Source organism: Ruegeria sp. HKCCD7628, assembly GCF_057221005.1.
Map to the genome: position 1 here is coordinate 235,296 of NZ_JBWVBA010000004.1, position 17,051 is coordinate 252,346.

Consider the following 17,051-nt stretch of genomic DNA (forward strand, 5'->3'; position numbering starts at 1 on the left):
CAAGGCAGGTATCCCGCTCAAAACGGCCTTTGCACGTTGCCCGAGTAGAAATAGATGCCCAGACCGACCGCAAAGATGATGTTCCCGGCAATTGCGTGCAGCAGCACTGCGTAGAAAAACGAACCGCGCCTGCGATAGGCCCAGGTGAACAGCAGCCCGCCCGCAAAGGTCATGATGGCGACGATCCAGCTCCAGTACATCAGGTGAGCCAGCGAAAACAGCGCGGCGTTCAGTAGATAGGCCGCGCGCTCGCCCGGCAGAATTGCATGATAGCGGCGGAAGAACAGCGACCGGAAGAGTAGCTCTTGCGGTAGGGCCGAGACAATCGGATAGAACATGCAGATCACCAACAGCATCTGCGGCCGTTCGCGCAGCAGGAAAAAGGCCGCCTCGGGCCGGGCGATCATGACCACGGCCACACAGAACCCGGTCATCAAGATTGCGAAAATGGCGACTTCGGTCCAGGACCAGTTGTACGGGTTGTATCGAAGCTCTGCCCACGCAAATCCCGGCGTGTAATGCAGCAGGACGATGCCGATGGCCGTAAAGGTAAATAGCGACGGAAACATCCAGTTCGGCGGGAGAAACACCGCGATCAACACCGGTACTGCAACAAAAAACAGACAGAACTCGAGCCGCAACCGCAATAGCGGTGCCGCACTTTCGGCCCAATCGGTTTGTTTGCTCACTGTATTGCCAACTCCGCCCGGATCAGACCACGTAGAGAATTTCCGACATAGAGTTTTTCCGCGTTTTGCAGATCGGTCAAGGTCACCGGGGCCGCGGTAACCTGTTTATTATCCAGCAATTCTTCGCGCAGAATGCCAGGCAGGACGCCGCTGAACAACGCAGGTGTCAATCGCCGGCCATCCGCCATGTGTACAAACAGGTTGGTGATCGTGCCCTCACACAGTTCATCGCGCTCGTTCAGGAACAGCAACTCATCTATCCCCGGTGGCAGCGATGCGCGAGCGTCATCGTACAAAGCGCGCTGCGTTGTCTTGTGCTGCAACCATACATCCGAGGCCTGCAGACGCTGGTCCGCTATTGCCACCCGCCAGAGCGGCGGGTTCTCGGCCAGTGCGCCGGTCGTCACCTCTACAGCGCCCGCTGCGTCCAGCGTCAGGCGACAACGCAGAGGGGATGGACCCGCGACACCTTCCAAAGCGGCAATAGCTCGGTCCCGATCAAACGGCACTCCTAGCGCCGCAGCGGAGCGACCCATGCGGGCCAAATGGCGATCACGGCGCACAAACCCCTGCCCCGGCCGGAAGGCCAGCGTTTCGATCAGGCGGAAGTCAGGATCATCTGGCGGGCGAAGCGGGCTTTCCATAGCGCCTCCTCATATTCGGATGGGGCGGTGCTGTCCCAGACCACGCCGCCGCCCACATTCAGTGTGGCCTTGCCGCCCTCGACCATCAGCGTGCGGATGGCAACGTTAAATTCCGACCGCACATCCGGCGCGGCCCAGCCGATGGCACCGCAATAGATGTCGCGCGGCCAGGGTTCGAGGTCGGACAGAATCTCCATCGCGCGGATTTTGGGCGCGCCGGTGATCGAGCCGCAGGGGAAAAGCGCCATCAGAATGTCCGAAAGCTCGGCCCCCAGATGCAGCTGCGCCTGCACCAGCGAGATCATCTGATGCACGGTCGCATAAGTTTCGACCTTGAACAGTTCGGGCACGTTGACCGAACCGGGCAGCGCCACACGGCTGATATCGTTGCGCAGCAGGTCGACGATCATCAGGTTCTCCGCCCGGTTCTTTGCATCGGTCGACAGGAAATCGCGGCGGCGGGCGTCTTCGGCCAAGTCTTCGCTGCGCGGTTGGGTGCCTTTCATCGGGCGCGTTTCGATCAAACGGTCGGCATCGGTACGGAAAAACAGCTCGGGCGAGCGGCTGAGCAAGTCAGGCAACCCGTCCTGCTGTACGAGCGCGCCGTGGCCCACGGGCTGACCCGCCGCCAGCGCGGCATAAAGCGCAGCGCTGGCGCCTTCGAGCATCAGGTCAATCGGAAAGGTCAGGTTTGCCTGATAGATATCGCCCGCGCCGATGGCCTCGTGCACTCGGTTGAAGGCGCGCGTATAACGCGCTTCGTCCCAGCGAGGCGCGAAACCGGTCACTCCACCCGCAGGCGCAGGCAGGTCGCTTTGGGCTGGCGCGTCAAAGACGCCAAAGCACAGCAATGGCAGGCGGCGGCCCTCGGGCATCCGCGCGGACAACCTCGGCTCCAGCGCATAACCAAGCTCATAGCTGGCATAACCGGCCAACCACGCACCATCCGCGCGCGCGGAATCCAGCGCCTCCAACGCGTGGGGCACGTCCTCCGCGCGGTCGGCGCGGATAACCTGCGTGGGCCGGTCAAAAGTGGTCCCTTGCCCGGCCGGGCCCTGATCGAAACGAATACGCACCTGCATCCTCATTTGCCGTGCTGCGCGGTATAGAGAATACGGTGCCGAGGGAAAGAGGGGAAAGCGGCAATTTCCCCCCTGTTTCCGATACCCCTTGAACCTTTTCGCGCTGTCCCTATAACGCAGGACAATTTGGGCGCTTGGGGGTGCCCTGACTCGCGAACAATTGAAGGAACGTGGCCATGCCGAGAAGAACCGACATCAAGTCGATCATGATCATCGGGGCGGGCCCCATTGTCATCGGTCAGGCATGCGAGTTCGACTATTCCGGCGCTCAGGCATGTAAAGCGCTGCGCGAAGAAGGCTACCGGGTCATTCTGGTGAACTCGAACCCTGCCACGATCATGACCGACCCCGGTCTGGCCGACGCCACCTATATCGAGCCGATCACCCCCGAAGTTGTTGCCAAGATCATCGAGAAAGAGCGCCCCGACGCGCTGCTGCCCACCATGGGCGGGCAGACCGGGCTGAACACTTCGCTAGCGCTGGAAGAGATGGGCGTGCTGGATAAGTTCGGCGTCGAGATGATCGGTGCCAAGCGTGACGCCATCGAGATGGCCGAAGACCGCGCACTGTTCCGCGAGGCGATGGACCGGCTGGGCATCGAAAACCCCAAGGCCGAGATTGTGACCGCCCCCAAGGACGCGGACGGCAAGAAAGATCTGGACGCGGGCGTAGCGCTGGCGCTTGAGACGCTGGAGACCGTCGGTCTGCCCGCCATCATCCGCCCCGCCTTTACATTAGGCGGCACCGGCGGCGGCGTAGCCTATAACCGAGAAGACTATATCCATATTTGCCGCACAGGCATGGATGCGTCCCCCGTGGGTCAGATCCTGATCGACGAAAGCCTGCTGGGCTGGAAAGAATATGAGATGGAGGTGGTGCGCGACACCGCCGACAACGCCATCATCGTCTGCTCCATCGAAAACGTCGATCCGATGGGTGTGCACACGGGCGACTCGATCACGGTTGCCCCGGCCCTGACGCTGACCGACAAAGAATACCAGATCATGCGTAACCACTCGATTGCCGTGCTGCGCGAGATCGGGGTCGAGACCGGCGGATCGAACGTGCAATGGGCGATCAACCCGGTCGATGGCCGGATGGTCGTGATCGAGATGAACCCGCGCGTGTCTCGCTCGTCTGCGCTGGCGTCCAAGGCGACCGGCTTCCCGATTGCGAAAATCGCCGCGAAACTGGCCGTGGGCTACACGCTGGACGAGCTGGACAATGACATCACCAAGGTCACGCCCGCCTCGTTCGAGCCGACCATCGACTATGTCGTCACCAAAATCCCGAAATTCGCCTTCGAGAAGTTCCCCGGCTCGGAACCCTACCTGACCACCGCAATGAAATCGGTGGGTGAGGCCATGTCCATCGGCCGCACCATCCACGAATCGATGCAAAAGGCGCTGGCCTCGATGGAATCTGGCCTGACCGGCTTTGATGAAATTGAAATCCCCGGCCTGAACGTTGGCCTATGGGATGAAGCCGACGACAAGGCCGCCGTGATCAAGGCCATCAGCCAACAGACACCGGATCGCCTACGCACCATCGCGCAGGCCATGCGCCATGGTCTGACCGACGATGAGATTTTCGGCGTAACCAAGTTCGACCCGTGGTTCCTTGCCCGCATCCGCGAGATAATCGACGCCGAGCGTCAGGTCCGCAAAGAGGGACTGCCCGTCACCGAAGACGGTATCCGCAAACTGAAAATGCTGGGCTTCACCGACGCGCGTCTGGGCAACCTGACTGGCCGGGACGAGGCCAATATCCGCCGCGCCCGCCGCAACCTTGGTGTGCACGCTGTATTCAAGCGCATCGACACCTGCGCCGCCGAGTTCGAGGCGCAGACACCCTATATGTACTCGACCTATGAGGCCCCGATGATGGGCGAGGTCGAATGCGAAGCCCGCCCAAGCGACCGTAAAAAGGTTGTCATCCTCGGCGGTGGTCCCAACCGGATCGGTCAGGGAATCGAGTTCGACTATTGCTGCTGTCACGCATGTTTCGCGCTGACCGAACAGGGCTATGAGACCATCATGGTCAACTGCAACCCCGAGACCGTCAGCACCGACTATGACACCTCGGACCGCCTGTACTTTGAGCCGCTGACCTTTGAACACGTCATGGAAATCCTGTCCAAGGAACAGGAAAACGGCACGCTGCACGGTGTGATCGTTCAGTTCGGCGGTCAGACCCCGCTGAAACTGGCCAACGCGCTTGAGGCCGAAGGCATTCCTATCCTTGGCACCACGCCCGACGCCATCGACCTTGCCGAAGACCGCGAACGCTTCCAAGCGCTGGTCAACGAATTGGGCTTGAAACAGCCCAAGAACGGCATTGCCTCGACCGATGAACAGGCGCTTGAGATCGCGGACGAGATCGGTTTCCCGCTGGTGATCCGCCCTTCTTACGTGCTGGGCGGACGCGCAATGGAGATCGTGCGCGATATGGAGCAATTAAAACGTTATATTAACGAGGCCGTAGTGGTCTCGGGCGATAGCCCCGTTCTGCTGGACAGCTATCTGGCCGGCGCGGTCGAACTGGATGTCGATGCGCTGTGCGACGGCGCTGATGTGCATGTGGCCGGCATTATGCAGCATATCGAAGAGGCCGGTGTGCATTCGGGCGACTCGGCCTGTTCACTTCCGCCTTACTCGCTGTCCAAAGATATCCTCGACCAGATCAAGGATCAGGCGTTCAAACTGGCCAAGGCGCTGAACGTCGTGGGCCTGATGAACGTGCAGTTCGCGATCAAGGACGATGAGATCTACCTGATCGAAGTGAACCCCCGTGCTTCGCGGACCGTGCCGTTCGTCGCCAAGGCGACCGACAGCGCGATTGCGTCCATCGCGGCGCGTATCATGGCTGGTGAGAAGCTCTCGACCTTCCCGATGCGCCCTGCCTACAAAGAAGGTCAAGACACCAAGATTGCCGACCAGATGACGCTGGCCGACCCGGACATGCCGTGGTTCTCGGTGAAAGAGGCGGTGCTGCCCTTCGCCCGCTTCCCCGGTGTCGACACCATTCTGGGGCCGGAAATGCGCTCGACCGGCGAGGTCATGGGCTGGGACCGCGACTTCCCGCGTGCCTTCCTCAAGGCGCAGATGGGCGCTGGTATGGTTCTGCCGTCTGAGGGCCGCGCATTTATCTCGATCAAGGATGCCGACAAAACACCCTCGATGCTTGAGGCGGCGCAGGTGCTGACGGCACAGGGCTTTACGCTGGTTGCCACGCGCGGCACGCAATCATGGCTGGCGGAACAGGGTGTGGCCTGCGACGTAGTCAACAAGGTCTATGAAGGTCGTCCGGACGTGGCAGACATGTTGAAAGACGGTCAGGTACAATTGGTGATGAACACCACTGAAGGTGCGCAGGCGGTCGAAGACAGCAAAGCCATCCGGTCGATCGCGCTCTATGACAAGATCCCCTATTTCACCACAGCGGCCGCCAGCCATGCAGCCGCTTTGGCGATCAAGGCGCAGGCCGAGGGCGATGTCGAGGTCAAATCTCTTCAGGGCTGACTCCCGCACCAGAATAAAGCAAAGCCCCCGGTCGATGACCGGGGGTTTTTCATTTAAACAACAGGTTGCGGCGCGGACTTTCGCCGGTATTCCGGCAGGAAGAACACCATGTAGAACACCGGCGCCGCCACCATGGTCAGGATCGTGGCAAAAGCCAGTCCGCCCATGATCGTCACCGCCATCGATTTGAAGAATGCATCCGTCAACAGCGGCGCCATCCCAAGAATGGTGGTGATCGCTGCCAGCATCACAGGACGCAGACGCGAGACCGAGGCTTCAATGATCGACTCGCGCAGCCCTTTGCCGGTTTCGCGTACCAGATCGATCTCTTCGACCAGAACGATTCCGTTCTTGATCAACATCCCCGAGAGACTCAGCAGCCCAAGCAGCGCCGTAAACGTGAAGGGCAATCCGGTGCCCAGCAAGCCCAAGACCACCCCATTGACCGACATAGGCACAAGCAACCAGATGATGATCGGCTGACGGATCGCGTTAAAGATCAGCACCGAGATCAGCACCATGATCAGCAAGCTCAGCGGCAGTTGACGCCCAAGGCTTTCATTCGCTTCGCCGGCATTTTCGAACTCACCACCCCATTCCATCCGATACCCTGCAGGAAGGTCCATGCTTTCGATGGCCTCACGGACCTCGGAATGGACCTGAGCCGCCGTGAATCCCGCCGGAATATCCGCGCCAACTGTGATGGTCAGAACCCTGTCCCTTCGGTGCACAAGCGTGTTCAACGCCTTGTATTCGAACCCATCCACCATCTGTTCGATAGGAACAAAGCGCTCGGATTGGTCCGAGAACACGACCTGGTCCACGATCGAATAATCTCCGTCCGCCGGTCGACGCAGGATGATCGGGATCAGGCGATCCCTTTCGCGGAAAACGCCGCCCGTGATTCCATCGGTCGAAAACTGTAGCGTGGCCGCAATATCCTCGCGCGTAACACCCGCCGTCTGCGCACGTTCGGTCGCATAGATCGGCTGGACGGCCAACGACTTTTCACGCCAGTCATGATGAACGTGTAGCGCGTTTTGCGACGCATCCCGCATCCGCAACACAGCCTCATCCGCAAGCTGGCGCAGCACAACCGGGTCACTGCCCGAGAAGCGGGCCTGGATCGGATCGCCTCCGCCCGGACCAAAGATCAGTCGTCTTGTACGAAACTTTCCTTCAGGAAATTGCGCCTGACCAAATTCCGCAAGTTCGGCACGCAGCGGGGGGATGTCCTCCAGCGTCCTGGTACGGATGATCAGGTGGCCGTAACTTGGATTGGGTTTTTCTGCCTCATAAGTTAGCAGGAAACGGGTCGCGCCCTGCCCGACAAAGGTGGCGACGGACACTACATCATCCCGGTTGGCCAGCCACTCTTCGAAAACCGCCATATCCTCAGCGGTCCGCGCGATCGGCGTTCCTTGCGGCAGGTTGTAATGGACGAAGAACAGCGGCGTGTTCGAGTCGGGAAAGAACTGCTGTTTCACCAGCCCGAACCCGGCAAAGCATGCCACGGTGACAGACACCAACAAGGCAATCACCAACCAGCGGAACCGCAATGCCCATCTTAGGATCGCTCCGTAGACGCGGAACATGATACCGCCATAGGCATCAATTGCACCAGCTTTACCCTGCTTGAAAAAGTAATGTCCCAGCATCGGAGTAACCGTCAGGGCCAGAATCCAGCTCAGCAAAAGTGATATTCCGATGACGGCAAACAGCGAGAACATGAACTCTCCGGTCGCGTCCGGGCTTAAGCCTATCCCGGCGAAAGCCATGATGCCGATGATGGTCGCCCCCAAAAGCGGAATTTGGGTTTTGGACGCGGCCTCGTCCGCTGCATCGCGCGAGTTTTTGCCCCGCAACATTGCGATTTGCATTCCTTCGGCGACCACGATGGCGTTGTCGACCAGCATACCCATCGCAATAATCAGGGCCCCTAGGGAAATCCGTTCCATCTCGATGGAAAACAGCGCCATGAACAGCAACGTCCCGACAACGGTCAGCAACAGCGTCGAGCCGACGACAATCGCGGCCCGCCAACCCATGAACAAGGCCAGGACAAGAACGACGATTGCCACCGACATCGCAAGGTTCAACAGAAAATCGTTCGAGGCTTGCTCGACGACCACGTGCTGCTGATAGATCGGCAGGATTTCGACACCGTAGGGGATTTGCCCGTCAAGTTCGGCGAATTTCTCGTCTGCGCGCTTGCCAACCTCGACAATGTTCTCGGTCGACAGCCCCGCAATGCCCAGCGTAAAGGCTTCTTCCCCGTTAAAGCGGATGATGACATCCGGGTCGGTCTGGCGGCCGCGGTACACATTTGACATGTCAAACAGGTTGATCACCTGCCCCTGCGATCCAACGGACAGACCCGCAATGGCCGAAACAGTGTCGGAGCCTTCGGCGGTCAGGACCGTTGTTCGGTCATCTGCAGACCGCAACGAGCCTGATGCGTTCACCGAATCCGCATTGGCAATCGCATCGTTGATTGCCTGCAGCGGCACGTTCTGATTGACCGAGATTGCCAAGTCCGGTTCGACGAAAATCGCCTCTTGCGGCAGGCCCATGACTTCGACATCGGCCACTCCTTCGACCGTCAGCAATTCGCGCCGCAGAAACGTGGATAGTTCGTGTTTTTCAGCGTCCGAAAAGCCATCCGCAGTGACTGCATAGAAAAGGCCGAACACGTCGCCGAATCCATCGTTGACCAGCGGCTGGCCGACTCCGGACGGCAACGCCCGGGCTGCGTCGCGAACCTTGGCGCGCAGCTTGGTCCAGACTTCGGGCAGCTCGGTACCGTCATAGGTTGACTTGATCTCAACCTCGATCAGCGAAAATCCCGGCTGGTTGAGCGAGGTGATGGTTTTGACCTCTCCCATCTGCTGAATGGCCGATTCCAGTGGCTCCGATACCTCCAGAGCCACCTGCTCGGCCGTTGCGCCGGGATACTGCGTGGCGATGACAGCATTCTTGATGGTAAAGGCCGGGTCCTCCAGTCGCCCAAGCGACAGAAAACCCCAGATGCCGCCGAACAAGGCGATCAGGATGATCAACCACGTATAGATTGGCCGGTCTATGGATGCGCGTGCGATATTCATGCGTCCGCCCCTTAGTTCGCAAAGCCGGCAAAGCGGCGTACGGCTTGCCCGTCGATCAGCGCTCCGCCTCCGGCAACCACGATTTCATCGCCATCCTCCAGCCCGGACAGGACGCTTACGTCACCCGATGCCGTGGGTTCAATGGTCACGGGGACCCATTTGACACTGCCTTCATCCGCGCCGACGGGCGAAAAGACAAAGACACCCAAAACACCTTCCGCATCCGCAACAACCGCTGTGGCCGGAACAACGATACCTGTACGTTGGTCCTGCACCTGCACATTCACCGTTACCGATGACCCCGGAAGAATCTGCAGACCTTCTGGCGGTGTCAGGCCGAATTGAATACGGAAAGTCTGACCGACGCTCGACGACTCGGCGTCGAATTCCCGAATTTGCAGAGGGAATACTTCGTCACTGACAGGGAATTTCGCCGTGATGGTGATGTCATCCTGCTGGCCCGAGCGCTGGAACAAAATCTCGGGCACGTCGACTTCGATGCGTAGCTCGGACATGTCATGGATACGCACAATCGGTGTCCCCGCCGAGACGGTCGTAAAGGATTCCACTGCCCGGCTTGAAACCAGAGCATCAAAGGGGGCTGTTAGCGTTGCCTGCTCTAGATCATAAAGCGCATCGCGCACCGCAATATCCGCCAGCTGAGCCGCTGTCTCGGCATCATCCACAGCAACTTGACTTGCTGCAGTTCCCCGCAGACGGGACAAGCGCGCCAGCGTCCGGTCCGCCTGATCTTTCTGCAGCACAGCCCGGTCGTAGCGACGCTGGAATGGTTCACGATCCAGTTCCGCAATCAATTCGTCTTTGGGAATCACGAAACCTTCGGTTACCGGCATATCAACGATTTGCCCCGCCACCTGAAAAGCCAGATCAACCGTCTGTCGCGCTGCGACCCGGCCAAAGAACTGCCGCGAAAACCCGGGCGCAGTTTCTTGCACAACCATCAGCTTGACCGGCTTGGCAGCACTTTCTGCCATGGCCGTGGTGGCCAGCATGGTCAGGGCGAGGCCCAAAACAGAGATCAATTTCATTTCTTCAACCCCTCGGGTATTCCCGTTTTCAGAATGTTTTCACGGATTTTCCGGGCAAGCCGGGCGAATTCGGCCGTTTCATCAGGCGTCAAACCGGATGCGCGCTGAAACAGCGCCCCGGCCTCGGCCACCAAAGTCTGGCGCATCGCCAACCCCTTGTCGGACAACACCAACAGCCAGGCTCGACGGTCGTCCGGATCGCGCTCTCGCGTCAGGTATCCTGCCGTTTCCAAAGCATCAGCAGTAGACGTGATTGTGGATGGCACCGTCAGCATATCCGCCGCCAAAACGCCCATACGCTTGGGTTGGTCCAGTTTTATCACCATGTGACACTCTTGATGGGTCAGTTCGACCTCCATCAAATCAAAGCTCTCTTCCAGCTTCCAATAGAGGGCATAGACCCCCATCATGGCCTGCATTTCGGGGCTTAGTCGCTTTACCAGTGCGCTGTCGTCGAATGTCATGTGTCGAATCCGTTGCCGTTCACAGGGCGTCATATACTTCAAAAAATGAACTATTCAAGATTTGAAGCGCATTGACGCCGCAACTTTGATATTCCCTTGGGTCAATCTCTCTTGAACTAACCTTGCGTTGACTGCATTTTGGGCAAATCCGAAAAACGCAGGGGCAACAATGTATACGCCAGCAATCACCGGCACCGGTGTGTTCACGCCAGACAACGTCATCACCAACGCGGAACTTGTTGCCGCCTTTAATGCATACGCCGATAAGGTGAATGCCGAAAATGCCGACGCGATTGCTTCGGGTGAAGTGGAACCCCTGCAGCATTCATCGGAAGAGTTCATTCTCAAAGCGTCAGGCATCGAGAACCGGTATGTGATGGACAAGACCGGCGTGCTGGACCCCGACGTGATGCACCCCTTGCTGCGCCAGCGCAGTGATGATGAACCCGGCATCATGACTGAGATGGCCGTGGATGCTTGCAAAAAGGCGCTGGCCCAGGCCGGGCGCGCACCAGAAGATGTGGATCTGGTGATCTGCGCCGCCTCGAACCACGAACGGGCCTATCCGGCGATTGCGATCGAAATCCAGCAGGCGCTGGGGATCAAAGGCTTTGGCTTTGACATGAATGTCGCCTGTTCCTCGGCCACCTTCGGTATTCAGGCGGCCGCTGACATGATCAGGTCAGGGTCAGTGAAATCCGCGCTGGTGGTCAATCCCGAGATTTGCTCGGGCCATCTGGAGTGGCGCGACCGCGATTGCCATTTCATTTTCGGAGACGTAGCGACCGCCACCCTGATCGAGCGTGTTGAAGACGCAAATGGTCCCTATTTCGAAATCCTCTCCACCCGTTGCGCAACCGAGTTTTCGAACAACATTCGCAACAACAACGGCTACCTGCGCCGTTCGCGCCCCGATGGCGTAGTTGATCGCCGCGACATGCAATTCATGCAGAACGGCCGTAAAGTCTTCAAGGAAGTGCTTCCGATGGTCAGCAAGCACATTGCCGACCATATGGACTCCGAAGGGCTAAACAGCTCTGACCTGAAACGCCTGTGGCTACATCAGGCGAACAAGACGATGAACGATTTCATAGGCAAAAAAGTTCTGGGCCGCGAGCCCGTACCCGGCGAACAACCCAATATCTTGCAGGACTACGCCAACACGTCCTCAGCAGGGTCGATCATCGCATTCTCGAAATACTCGGATGATTTCGCGGATGGAGAAGTCGGTCTGATCTGTTCCTTCGGGGCGGGGTATTCCGTAGGTTCGGTAATCGTGCGGCGGCACGGATAGTCAGCTCGATCCATCGCGCAACTCAAGAATTCACTTGCTCCAAAACCCTTTGGCGTGATGGATTGAAGTCAACTTGCCTTTGCACGCATTTGCTGAGTCAGCGACACCAATCATTCTGAGTTCACAAAATGGCAACCAAACCTAAAGCACGTGCGTCTCTGGAAGATATCCTGGCATCTTGTTCGGACGTTCTTTTCCCGGAATCTCTCGGCGAAGCTCCGGTTTCTTTGAACAGCCGCGCGTCAAACGGTGATACTGCGTTGCACGCCGTTCTTTGGCGCGACGACACCTACGCGGCCCTGACGTTGATTGCCGCTGGCGCTGACGTAAACGCAGTCGGCGACATGTCGGAAACGCCCCTTCACGTCGCGGTTAAGAAACAAAACCTGAGCGTTATTGAAGCGCTTTTGAAAGCGGGTGCTGATCCCCTTCTGAAACCGGAATTCGATCAGTCTGCAAAGGAATTAGCTGACGCGTTTGGTGGCGACCTTAAACGGCTTTTCGATTTCGATTAACGAAAAACCGGCGATCAACTCACGCTTTCTTCTTCCAGATGCAGCTTCATCTCGATCAGGACCTGTTGCAACAAGCTGGTCTCCTTCAACAAGCGCTTGGCCTCGTTGACGGTGATGATGCCGTCTTCAATAGCAGCTTGATATTCGGTCATCAGCATTGCAAACCGTTGGCTTAAGGCGATGACATCCGAATTCACACCTCCGGTCCTGGGGGTATCCGTATTACGGCCATCATAGGACAGCGTGATATTTTTAAGATCCGCCAGGGCCGAGGTCACATGCGGAAAGTTCGAGACGGCCTCGAGCCGAGCAACCGCATCGACTGGCATAAAACGGTCCGCATGTTCCGCGTTGTCCGAATAGTACCGACCCAATGTTGCCTTGGACTTGCCTGTAATCTCGCAGGCCGATTCAATGCCGACGTCTTTTACCAACGCCTCGGTATGTTTTTTCAGATAAGCCCCGATATCTGCCATGTTTCAACCTTTACTGCCTGGCTTTCCCACGACATCTGCCACTATGGGGGAAAGGGTAAGGAAATTTCCCATACTCGAGTCATAATTGAAATGCCATAAATTGACTATCCCTCAGATATGCAGGGATTTTGTGAGTGAGTGGCGGCGTTTCCAGCCGGTAATGAGTGTTTGCAAGGCGGTTTTCTGGTCTTGCTCTGTTATGGCCGCATGATGGCCGACGGCGTCGCTGTTGTTGACGTGGGGGTATCCATCCCCAATGAGCTTTCGCTCGACCCTTGCAACGACAACGGCGACGTCGCTTATTTCTTAGAATTTGGTTACTTGCCCATGCGGATCAGGCGTTTTAGACCCGGGCACATGGCAAAACTGTACTTCAACTATTCAACCATGAACGCGGGCAAATCGACCGTGTTATTGCAGGCCTCGCACAACTATCGTGAACGCGGCATGGACACCTATCTTATGACCGCACAGCTTGACGGTCGCGCGGGCGTGGGCAAGATCGCCTCGCGCATTGGCATATCTGCAGATGCGGACACGTTCGGGGCAGAAGATAATGTGTTCGACATGATCGAGAGCCGTCTGGCGCAGGGTAAGGTGGCCTGCGTGTTTGTGGACGAGGCACAGTTTCTGACCCGCGATCAGGTCTGGCAGCTGGCCAGTGCCGTGGATGATCTGAACGTACCGGTTCTTGCCTATGGGTTACGGGTAGATTTTCAGGGACAGCTGTTTCCCGGCTCTGCAGCCCTCTTGGCCTTGGCGGATGAGATGCGCGAAGTTCGAACGATTTGCGAATGTGGGCGCAAGGCCACAATGGTCATCCGTCAGGACGCGCACGGGAATACGATCACCGAAGGAGCACAGGTTCAGATCGGCGGGAACGAAACCTATGTCTCGCTCTGTCGCCGACACTGGCGCGAGGCGATGGGCGGTTAAACCGGCGTCAGCAGCGCCCGGCCTGCGATAAAGGCCGCAACATTGTCCAGCGCCAGGTAACCCATATCGGTGCGCACCTCTTCAGTGGCGGTACCCAGATGCGGGCAAAGGGTCACGTTCTCCATGTCGATCAGCGCCTGCGGAACCTTGGGTTCGAATTCGTATACATCCAGCCCCGCCCCTGCGATCTGTCCGGACTGAAGGGCTGCGATCAGGGCAGCCTCGTCCACGACTTCTCCGCGCGCGATATTGATCAGTAAGGCATTGGGGTTCATCGCCTCAAGTACCGGCGCATTGATCAGATGTTGAGTTTCCGCTCCACCGGGGACGGCCAGCACCAGAAAATCGACCGACGCGGCCAAAGCGGATAGATCGGGTACGAACTCTGCCGGGAATTCCAATTCCTTCGCACTACGCGACTGATAGGCAACCTGCATGGAAAACCCAAAGTGACAGCGCCGGGCAATGGCCTGTCCGATCCGACCCATGCCAACGATACCCACCCGCTTGCCGGTGACGTGGTGGCCCAGCATTTGCGCGGGATGCCAGCCATGCCAGCCCCCAGCCCTGACGATGCGTTCTCCTTCCCCGACACGGCGCGCGGTTGTCAGCAACAAAGTCATGGCGATATCGGCTGTGGCATCCGTAACGGCACCCGGCGTATTGGTGACCGCAATACCTGACGCGCTGGCCGCGTCCACGTCAATATGGTTGTAGCCGACGCCAAAATTGGCCAGCAGTTTGCAGCGCGGATCGGACACATCCGCGAATACCTGCGCCGAAAAAAGATCGCCAAGCGTTGGCATTACCACGTCGAATTCCGTCAAGGCCCGCCGCATCTCATCCGGTGTCAGTGGCGACGTTCCTTCGCGAATCTCCGCATCGAACTCCGTCCGTGCGCGCTCCATTACGGCGTCGGTCATGGGGCGTGTAATCAATAATTTCATCAGTGCATCCTCCCGCCGGTCGGAACCTCTCCATCCGGTCCGATCAGAACGATCTCGCCATTTTCGTCGGGCAGACCCAGAACCAGCACCTCGGACATGAACTTGCCTATCTGGCGCGGCGGGAAGTTCACCACGGCCATAACTTGCTTGCCCACCAGCGTAGCCGGATCGTAATGCGCGGTGATCTGGGCCGACGTCTTTCGCTCGCCGATCTCATCGCCGAAGTCGATCCACATCTTGATCGCCGGCTTACGGGCCTCGGGGTACGGCTCGGCGCGGATCACTTCACCCACGCGGATGTCGACCTTGAGAAAATCGTCGAAGGAAATCTCACTCACGGGACAGCTCCTTGGATCGGTCGGTCGCGGCTTTGACGGCGCGGTGCAGCAGGTCTGGGAAACCCTGTTCTTCGTGCATCAGCACCTCGAGCGCTGCCTGCGTGGTGCCATTGGGCGAGGTCACATTGACTCGCAGCTGCGCGGGGTCTTCGTCGGCGGTCATCGCAAGCGCGCCTGCCCCTGCAACAGTAGATTTGGCCAGCTTCATTGCCAGTTCATGCGGCAAGCCCTGCGCCTGCCCCGCAGCGGCCAGCGTTTCGATCAGGTGGAACACATAGGCCGGACCCGATCCGCTTAGGCCAGTCACTGCGTCCATCTGCGCCTCATCCGTCAGCCGGACAGTCTCACCAATCGCGGACAGCAGGTTTTCGGCTATGGTCACATCGGCCTCGGAGGCCTGTGCGTTGCCGATCAGCGCCGTGATGCCCTGCCGGATTGCTGCAGGCGTATTCGGCATCGCCCGTACGATCGGCGTGCCCGCGCCCAACACAGATTCAAATGTGGAAATCGACGTCCCCGCCGCGACCGAGACGAACAGGCTTCCGCCCCCGCCCAGCGCTTTGATCGCGGGCAATGCTTCGCCCATCATCTGCGGTTTGACGGCCACAAGCACCACGGCTGGGGCTTCGGGCAACGGTGTGTTGATATTGACGCCTTGTGCTTTCAACCAGTCCGAGGGGTACGGATCCACGACCCAGACTGACGACGCTGGTAAGCCATGCTCTAGCCAGCCAGCCAACATGGCCGATCCCATCTTTCCGCATCCCAGAAGCACAAGCCCCTGTTCCGCGATGCGCGACATGTCCATGATTGCCCCTCCCCATTATCTGGCTTGGGGCAAAGCTTTACGCGCGGCCGTAAGCCTCTGCAATGGCGACTTGCATCGCATCTTCGGGATCACGATTGCCCCAAGTGACCAGCTGGATCGCCGGGTAATAGCGTTCAGCGCTCAGGACAGCTGCAGTGATCATCGTGTCGATCTGTTCCGGGCTGGCCGTCTGACCACCCGCCAGAACCAGACCATAGCGATAGACCATCAGTTTCTGGTTAGCCCAATAGGTAAACGCCCCGGCCCAGCACTGATCGTTCATCTTGTTCAGAAGCTCATACAGCTCGCTTTCCCGCTCGGATGGCGGGTCCATTTCGAACGAGCACACCATGCGCAGGGTTTCGTCATAGTTCGACCAGGCCAGAGTGATGGAATAGGTGCGCCACTGTCCTTCGACAGCCATGGCGATCTGATCATCGCCGATGCGATCAAAATCCCAGTCGTGATGTTCGGCCAGGTGTTCAACAATATCAATCGGATGAAGGTCTTCTTCGAGAAACTGCTCGGATAGGGCCATAATGCCACCTCACTTATCTCTAGCAATTCGGGGCTGGCAGCGCCCCAGCGCTAGTTGCCTGCTCTACAAGCCGGGCTTCCCCCATGTGCCTGTACTAAATATGGTGCGCCGCGCGCACCCATCTGGCAACCCTATTTATTGGGGATAACAGCAATAAGTTGTGGACGAACAGCAACGGAGATCAAAATATTGGCGCCGAGCACAGCTTTGTCTTGATTTGCGTTTGCAGGGCAGCAAAATGCACAACACCGCACAATCTGGCCTCAGATTGCGCGGCGTTCTCTCTATCTTCGAATCTGTGCTGAGACGTTACTTGTCCAGCTTTGCCTCAAGCGCGGCGATACGCTGTTCCAAGGCTGCGTTTTCTTCGCGCGCCTTTTGCGCCATGGCGCGGACCGCATCGAATTCTTCGCGGGTGACGAAATCGCGGTCCGCCAGCCAGCGGTCGATCATCGACTTCATCGCATTCTCGGCCTCTTCCCGCGCGCCCTGCGCCACGCCCATGGCGTTGGTCATCAGTTGGGAAACATCGTCGAGGATCTTGTTGCGGGTCTGCATGGTTTTTCTCCGAAATCGCGGTTGTTCTCTATATGGGTAAACTTTGCGTCAGGCTCAAGGTTGACTTGCCCTGCAAAGCACGGGCAAT

General features: G+C 58.4%; 16 protein-coding genes. 4 read left to right on the forward strand and 12 right to left on the reverse strand.

Features of this window, described 5'->3' with window-relative positions:
* Positions 1–17: 17 nt before the first annotated feature.
* Genes AC2TAD_RS11685 through AC2TAD_RS11695 form a run of 3 tightly spaced genes read right to left on the reverse strand, consistent with a single transcriptional unit; the run spans position 18 to position 2,415 of the window.
* On the reverse strand, positions 18–689 hold the full coding sequence (locus AC2TAD_RS11685) for a CPBP family intramembrane glutamic endopeptidase (protein ID WP_480867828.1): 672 nt from the start codon (positions 687–689) through the stop codon (positions 18–20).
* Complete coding sequence (locus tag AC2TAD_RS11690) at positions 686–1,333, reverse strand: aminotransferase class IV family protein (protein WP_480867830.1); 648 nt, start codon at positions 1,331–1,333, stop codon at positions 686–688. Before AC2TAD_RS11690 ends, AC2TAD_RS11685 begins: the two co-directional genes overlap by 4 nt.
* On the reverse strand, positions 1,288–2,415 hold the full coding sequence (locus tag AC2TAD_RS11695) for an aminodeoxychorismate synthase component I (RefSeq protein ID WP_480867978.1): 1,128 nt from the start codon (positions 2,413–2,415) through the stop codon (positions 1,288–1,290). Before AC2TAD_RS11695 ends, AC2TAD_RS11690 begins: the two co-directional genes overlap by 46 nt.
* Positions 2,416–2,591: 176 nt before the next feature.
* Here AC2TAD_RS11695 and carB point away from each other — a divergent pair, with 176 nt between their 5' ends.
* On the forward strand, positions 2,592–5,936 hold the full coding sequence (carB, locus tag AC2TAD_RS11700) for a carbamoyl-phosphate synthase large subunit (RefSeq protein ID WP_480867832.1): 3,345 nt from the start codon (positions 2,592–2,594) through the stop codon (positions 5,934–5,936).
* A gap of 53 nt (positions 5,937–5,989) precedes the next feature.
* On the opposite strand, the gene AC2TAD_RS11705 is transcribed toward carB, so the two are convergent.
* The 3 genes from AC2TAD_RS11705 to AC2TAD_RS11715 are packed head-to-tail and all read right to left on the reverse strand — an operon-like array spanning position 5,990 to position 10,553.
* Entirely contained in the window at positions 5,990–9,040 is a 3,051-nt protein-coding gene (locus AC2TAD_RS11705) for an efflux RND transporter permease subunit (RefSeq protein WP_480867834.1), read from the reverse strand.
* Between the two features lie 11 nt (positions 9,041–9,051).
* Positions 9,052–10,089: an efflux RND transporter periplasmic adaptor subunit gene (locus AC2TAD_RS11710; protein ID WP_170753345.1), complete on the reverse strand. Its 1,038-nt coding sequence runs from the start codon at positions 10,087–10,089 to the stop codon at positions 9,052–9,054.
* Positions 10,086–10,553, reverse strand: coding sequence for a MarR family winged helix-turn-helix transcriptional regulator (locus tag AC2TAD_RS11715; protein WP_170753347.1), 468 nt, complete (start codon positions 10,551–10,553; stop codon positions 10,086–10,088). Before AC2TAD_RS11715 ends, AC2TAD_RS11710 begins: the two co-directional genes overlap by 4 nt.
* A 169-nt stretch (positions 10,554–10,722) precedes the next feature.
* Here AC2TAD_RS11715 and AC2TAD_RS11720 point away from each other — a divergent pair, with 169 nt between their 5' ends.
* Both AC2TAD_RS11720 and AC2TAD_RS11725 read left to right on the forward strand, forming a co-directional pair.
* Positions 10,723–11,847: a beta-ketoacyl-ACP synthase III gene (locus AC2TAD_RS11720; RefSeq protein WP_480867835.1), complete on the forward strand. Its 1,125-nt coding sequence runs from the start codon at positions 10,723–10,725 to the stop codon at positions 11,845–11,847.
* A gap of 128 nt (positions 11,848–11,975) precedes the next feature.
* Positions 11,976–12,362 carry an ankyrin repeat domain-containing protein gene (locus AC2TAD_RS11725; RefSeq protein ID WP_480867836.1) on the forward strand — a complete coding sequence of 129 codons (387 nt, stop codon included), beginning with the start codon at positions 11,976–11,978 and terminating at the stop codon, positions 12,360–12,362.
* A 14-nt stretch (positions 12,363–12,376) separates the two neighbouring features.
* On the opposite strand, the gene AC2TAD_RS11730 is transcribed toward AC2TAD_RS11725, so the two are convergent.
* Positions 12,377–12,838, reverse strand: a complete 462-nt coding sequence (locus AC2TAD_RS11730; RefSeq protein ID WP_068336404.1) for a hypothetical protein — start codon at positions 12,836–12,838, stop codon at positions 12,377–12,379.
* A gap of 357 nt (positions 12,839–13,195) precedes the next feature.
* On the opposite strand from AC2TAD_RS11730, the gene AC2TAD_RS11735 reads away from it, so the two are divergent.
* The gene (locus tag AC2TAD_RS11735) at positions 13,196–13,774 is read left to right on the forward strand and encodes a thymidine kinase (protein WP_480867838.1); all 579 of its coding nucleotides are present in this window, start codon (positions 13,196–13,198) and stop codon (positions 13,772–13,774) included.
* Here the strand turns inward: AC2TAD_RS11735 and AC2TAD_RS11740 are convergent.
* From AC2TAD_RS11740 to AC2TAD_RS11760, 5 genes are all read right to left on the reverse strand, one after another.
* Positions 13,771–14,721: a 2-hydroxyacid dehydrogenase gene (locus AC2TAD_RS11740; RefSeq protein ID WP_480867839.1), complete on the reverse strand. Its 951-nt coding sequence runs from the start codon at positions 14,719–14,721 to the stop codon at positions 13,771–13,773. The genes AC2TAD_RS11735 and AC2TAD_RS11740 overlap by 4 nt on opposite strands.
* Complete coding sequence (locus tag AC2TAD_RS11745; protein WP_170352363.1) at positions 14,721–15,059, reverse strand: tRNA-binding protein; 339 nt, start codon at positions 15,057–15,059, stop codon at positions 14,721–14,723. The genes AC2TAD_RS11740 and AC2TAD_RS11745 overlap by 1 nt, the downstream gene beginning before the upstream one ends.
* The gene (gene proC, locus AC2TAD_RS11750) at positions 15,052–15,867 is read right to left on the reverse strand and encodes a pyrroline-5-carboxylate reductase (RefSeq protein ID WP_480867841.1); all 816 of its coding nucleotides are present in this window, start codon (positions 15,865–15,867) and stop codon (positions 15,052–15,054) included. Before proC ends, AC2TAD_RS11745 begins: the two co-directional genes overlap by 8 nt.
* Positions 15,868–15,904: 37 nt before the next feature.
* On the reverse strand, positions 15,905–16,405 hold the full coding sequence (locus tag AC2TAD_RS11755) for a type III secretion system chaperone family protein (protein WP_170352361.1): 501 nt from the start codon (positions 16,403–16,405) through the stop codon (positions 15,905–15,907).
* A gap of 309 nt (positions 16,406–16,714) precedes the next feature.
* Positions 16,715–16,963, reverse strand: a complete 249-nt coding sequence (locus AC2TAD_RS11760; RefSeq protein ID WP_170352360.1) for an accessory factor UbiK family protein — start codon at positions 16,961–16,963, stop codon at positions 16,715–16,717.
* Between the last annotated feature and the right edge of the window lie 88 nt (positions 16,964–17,051).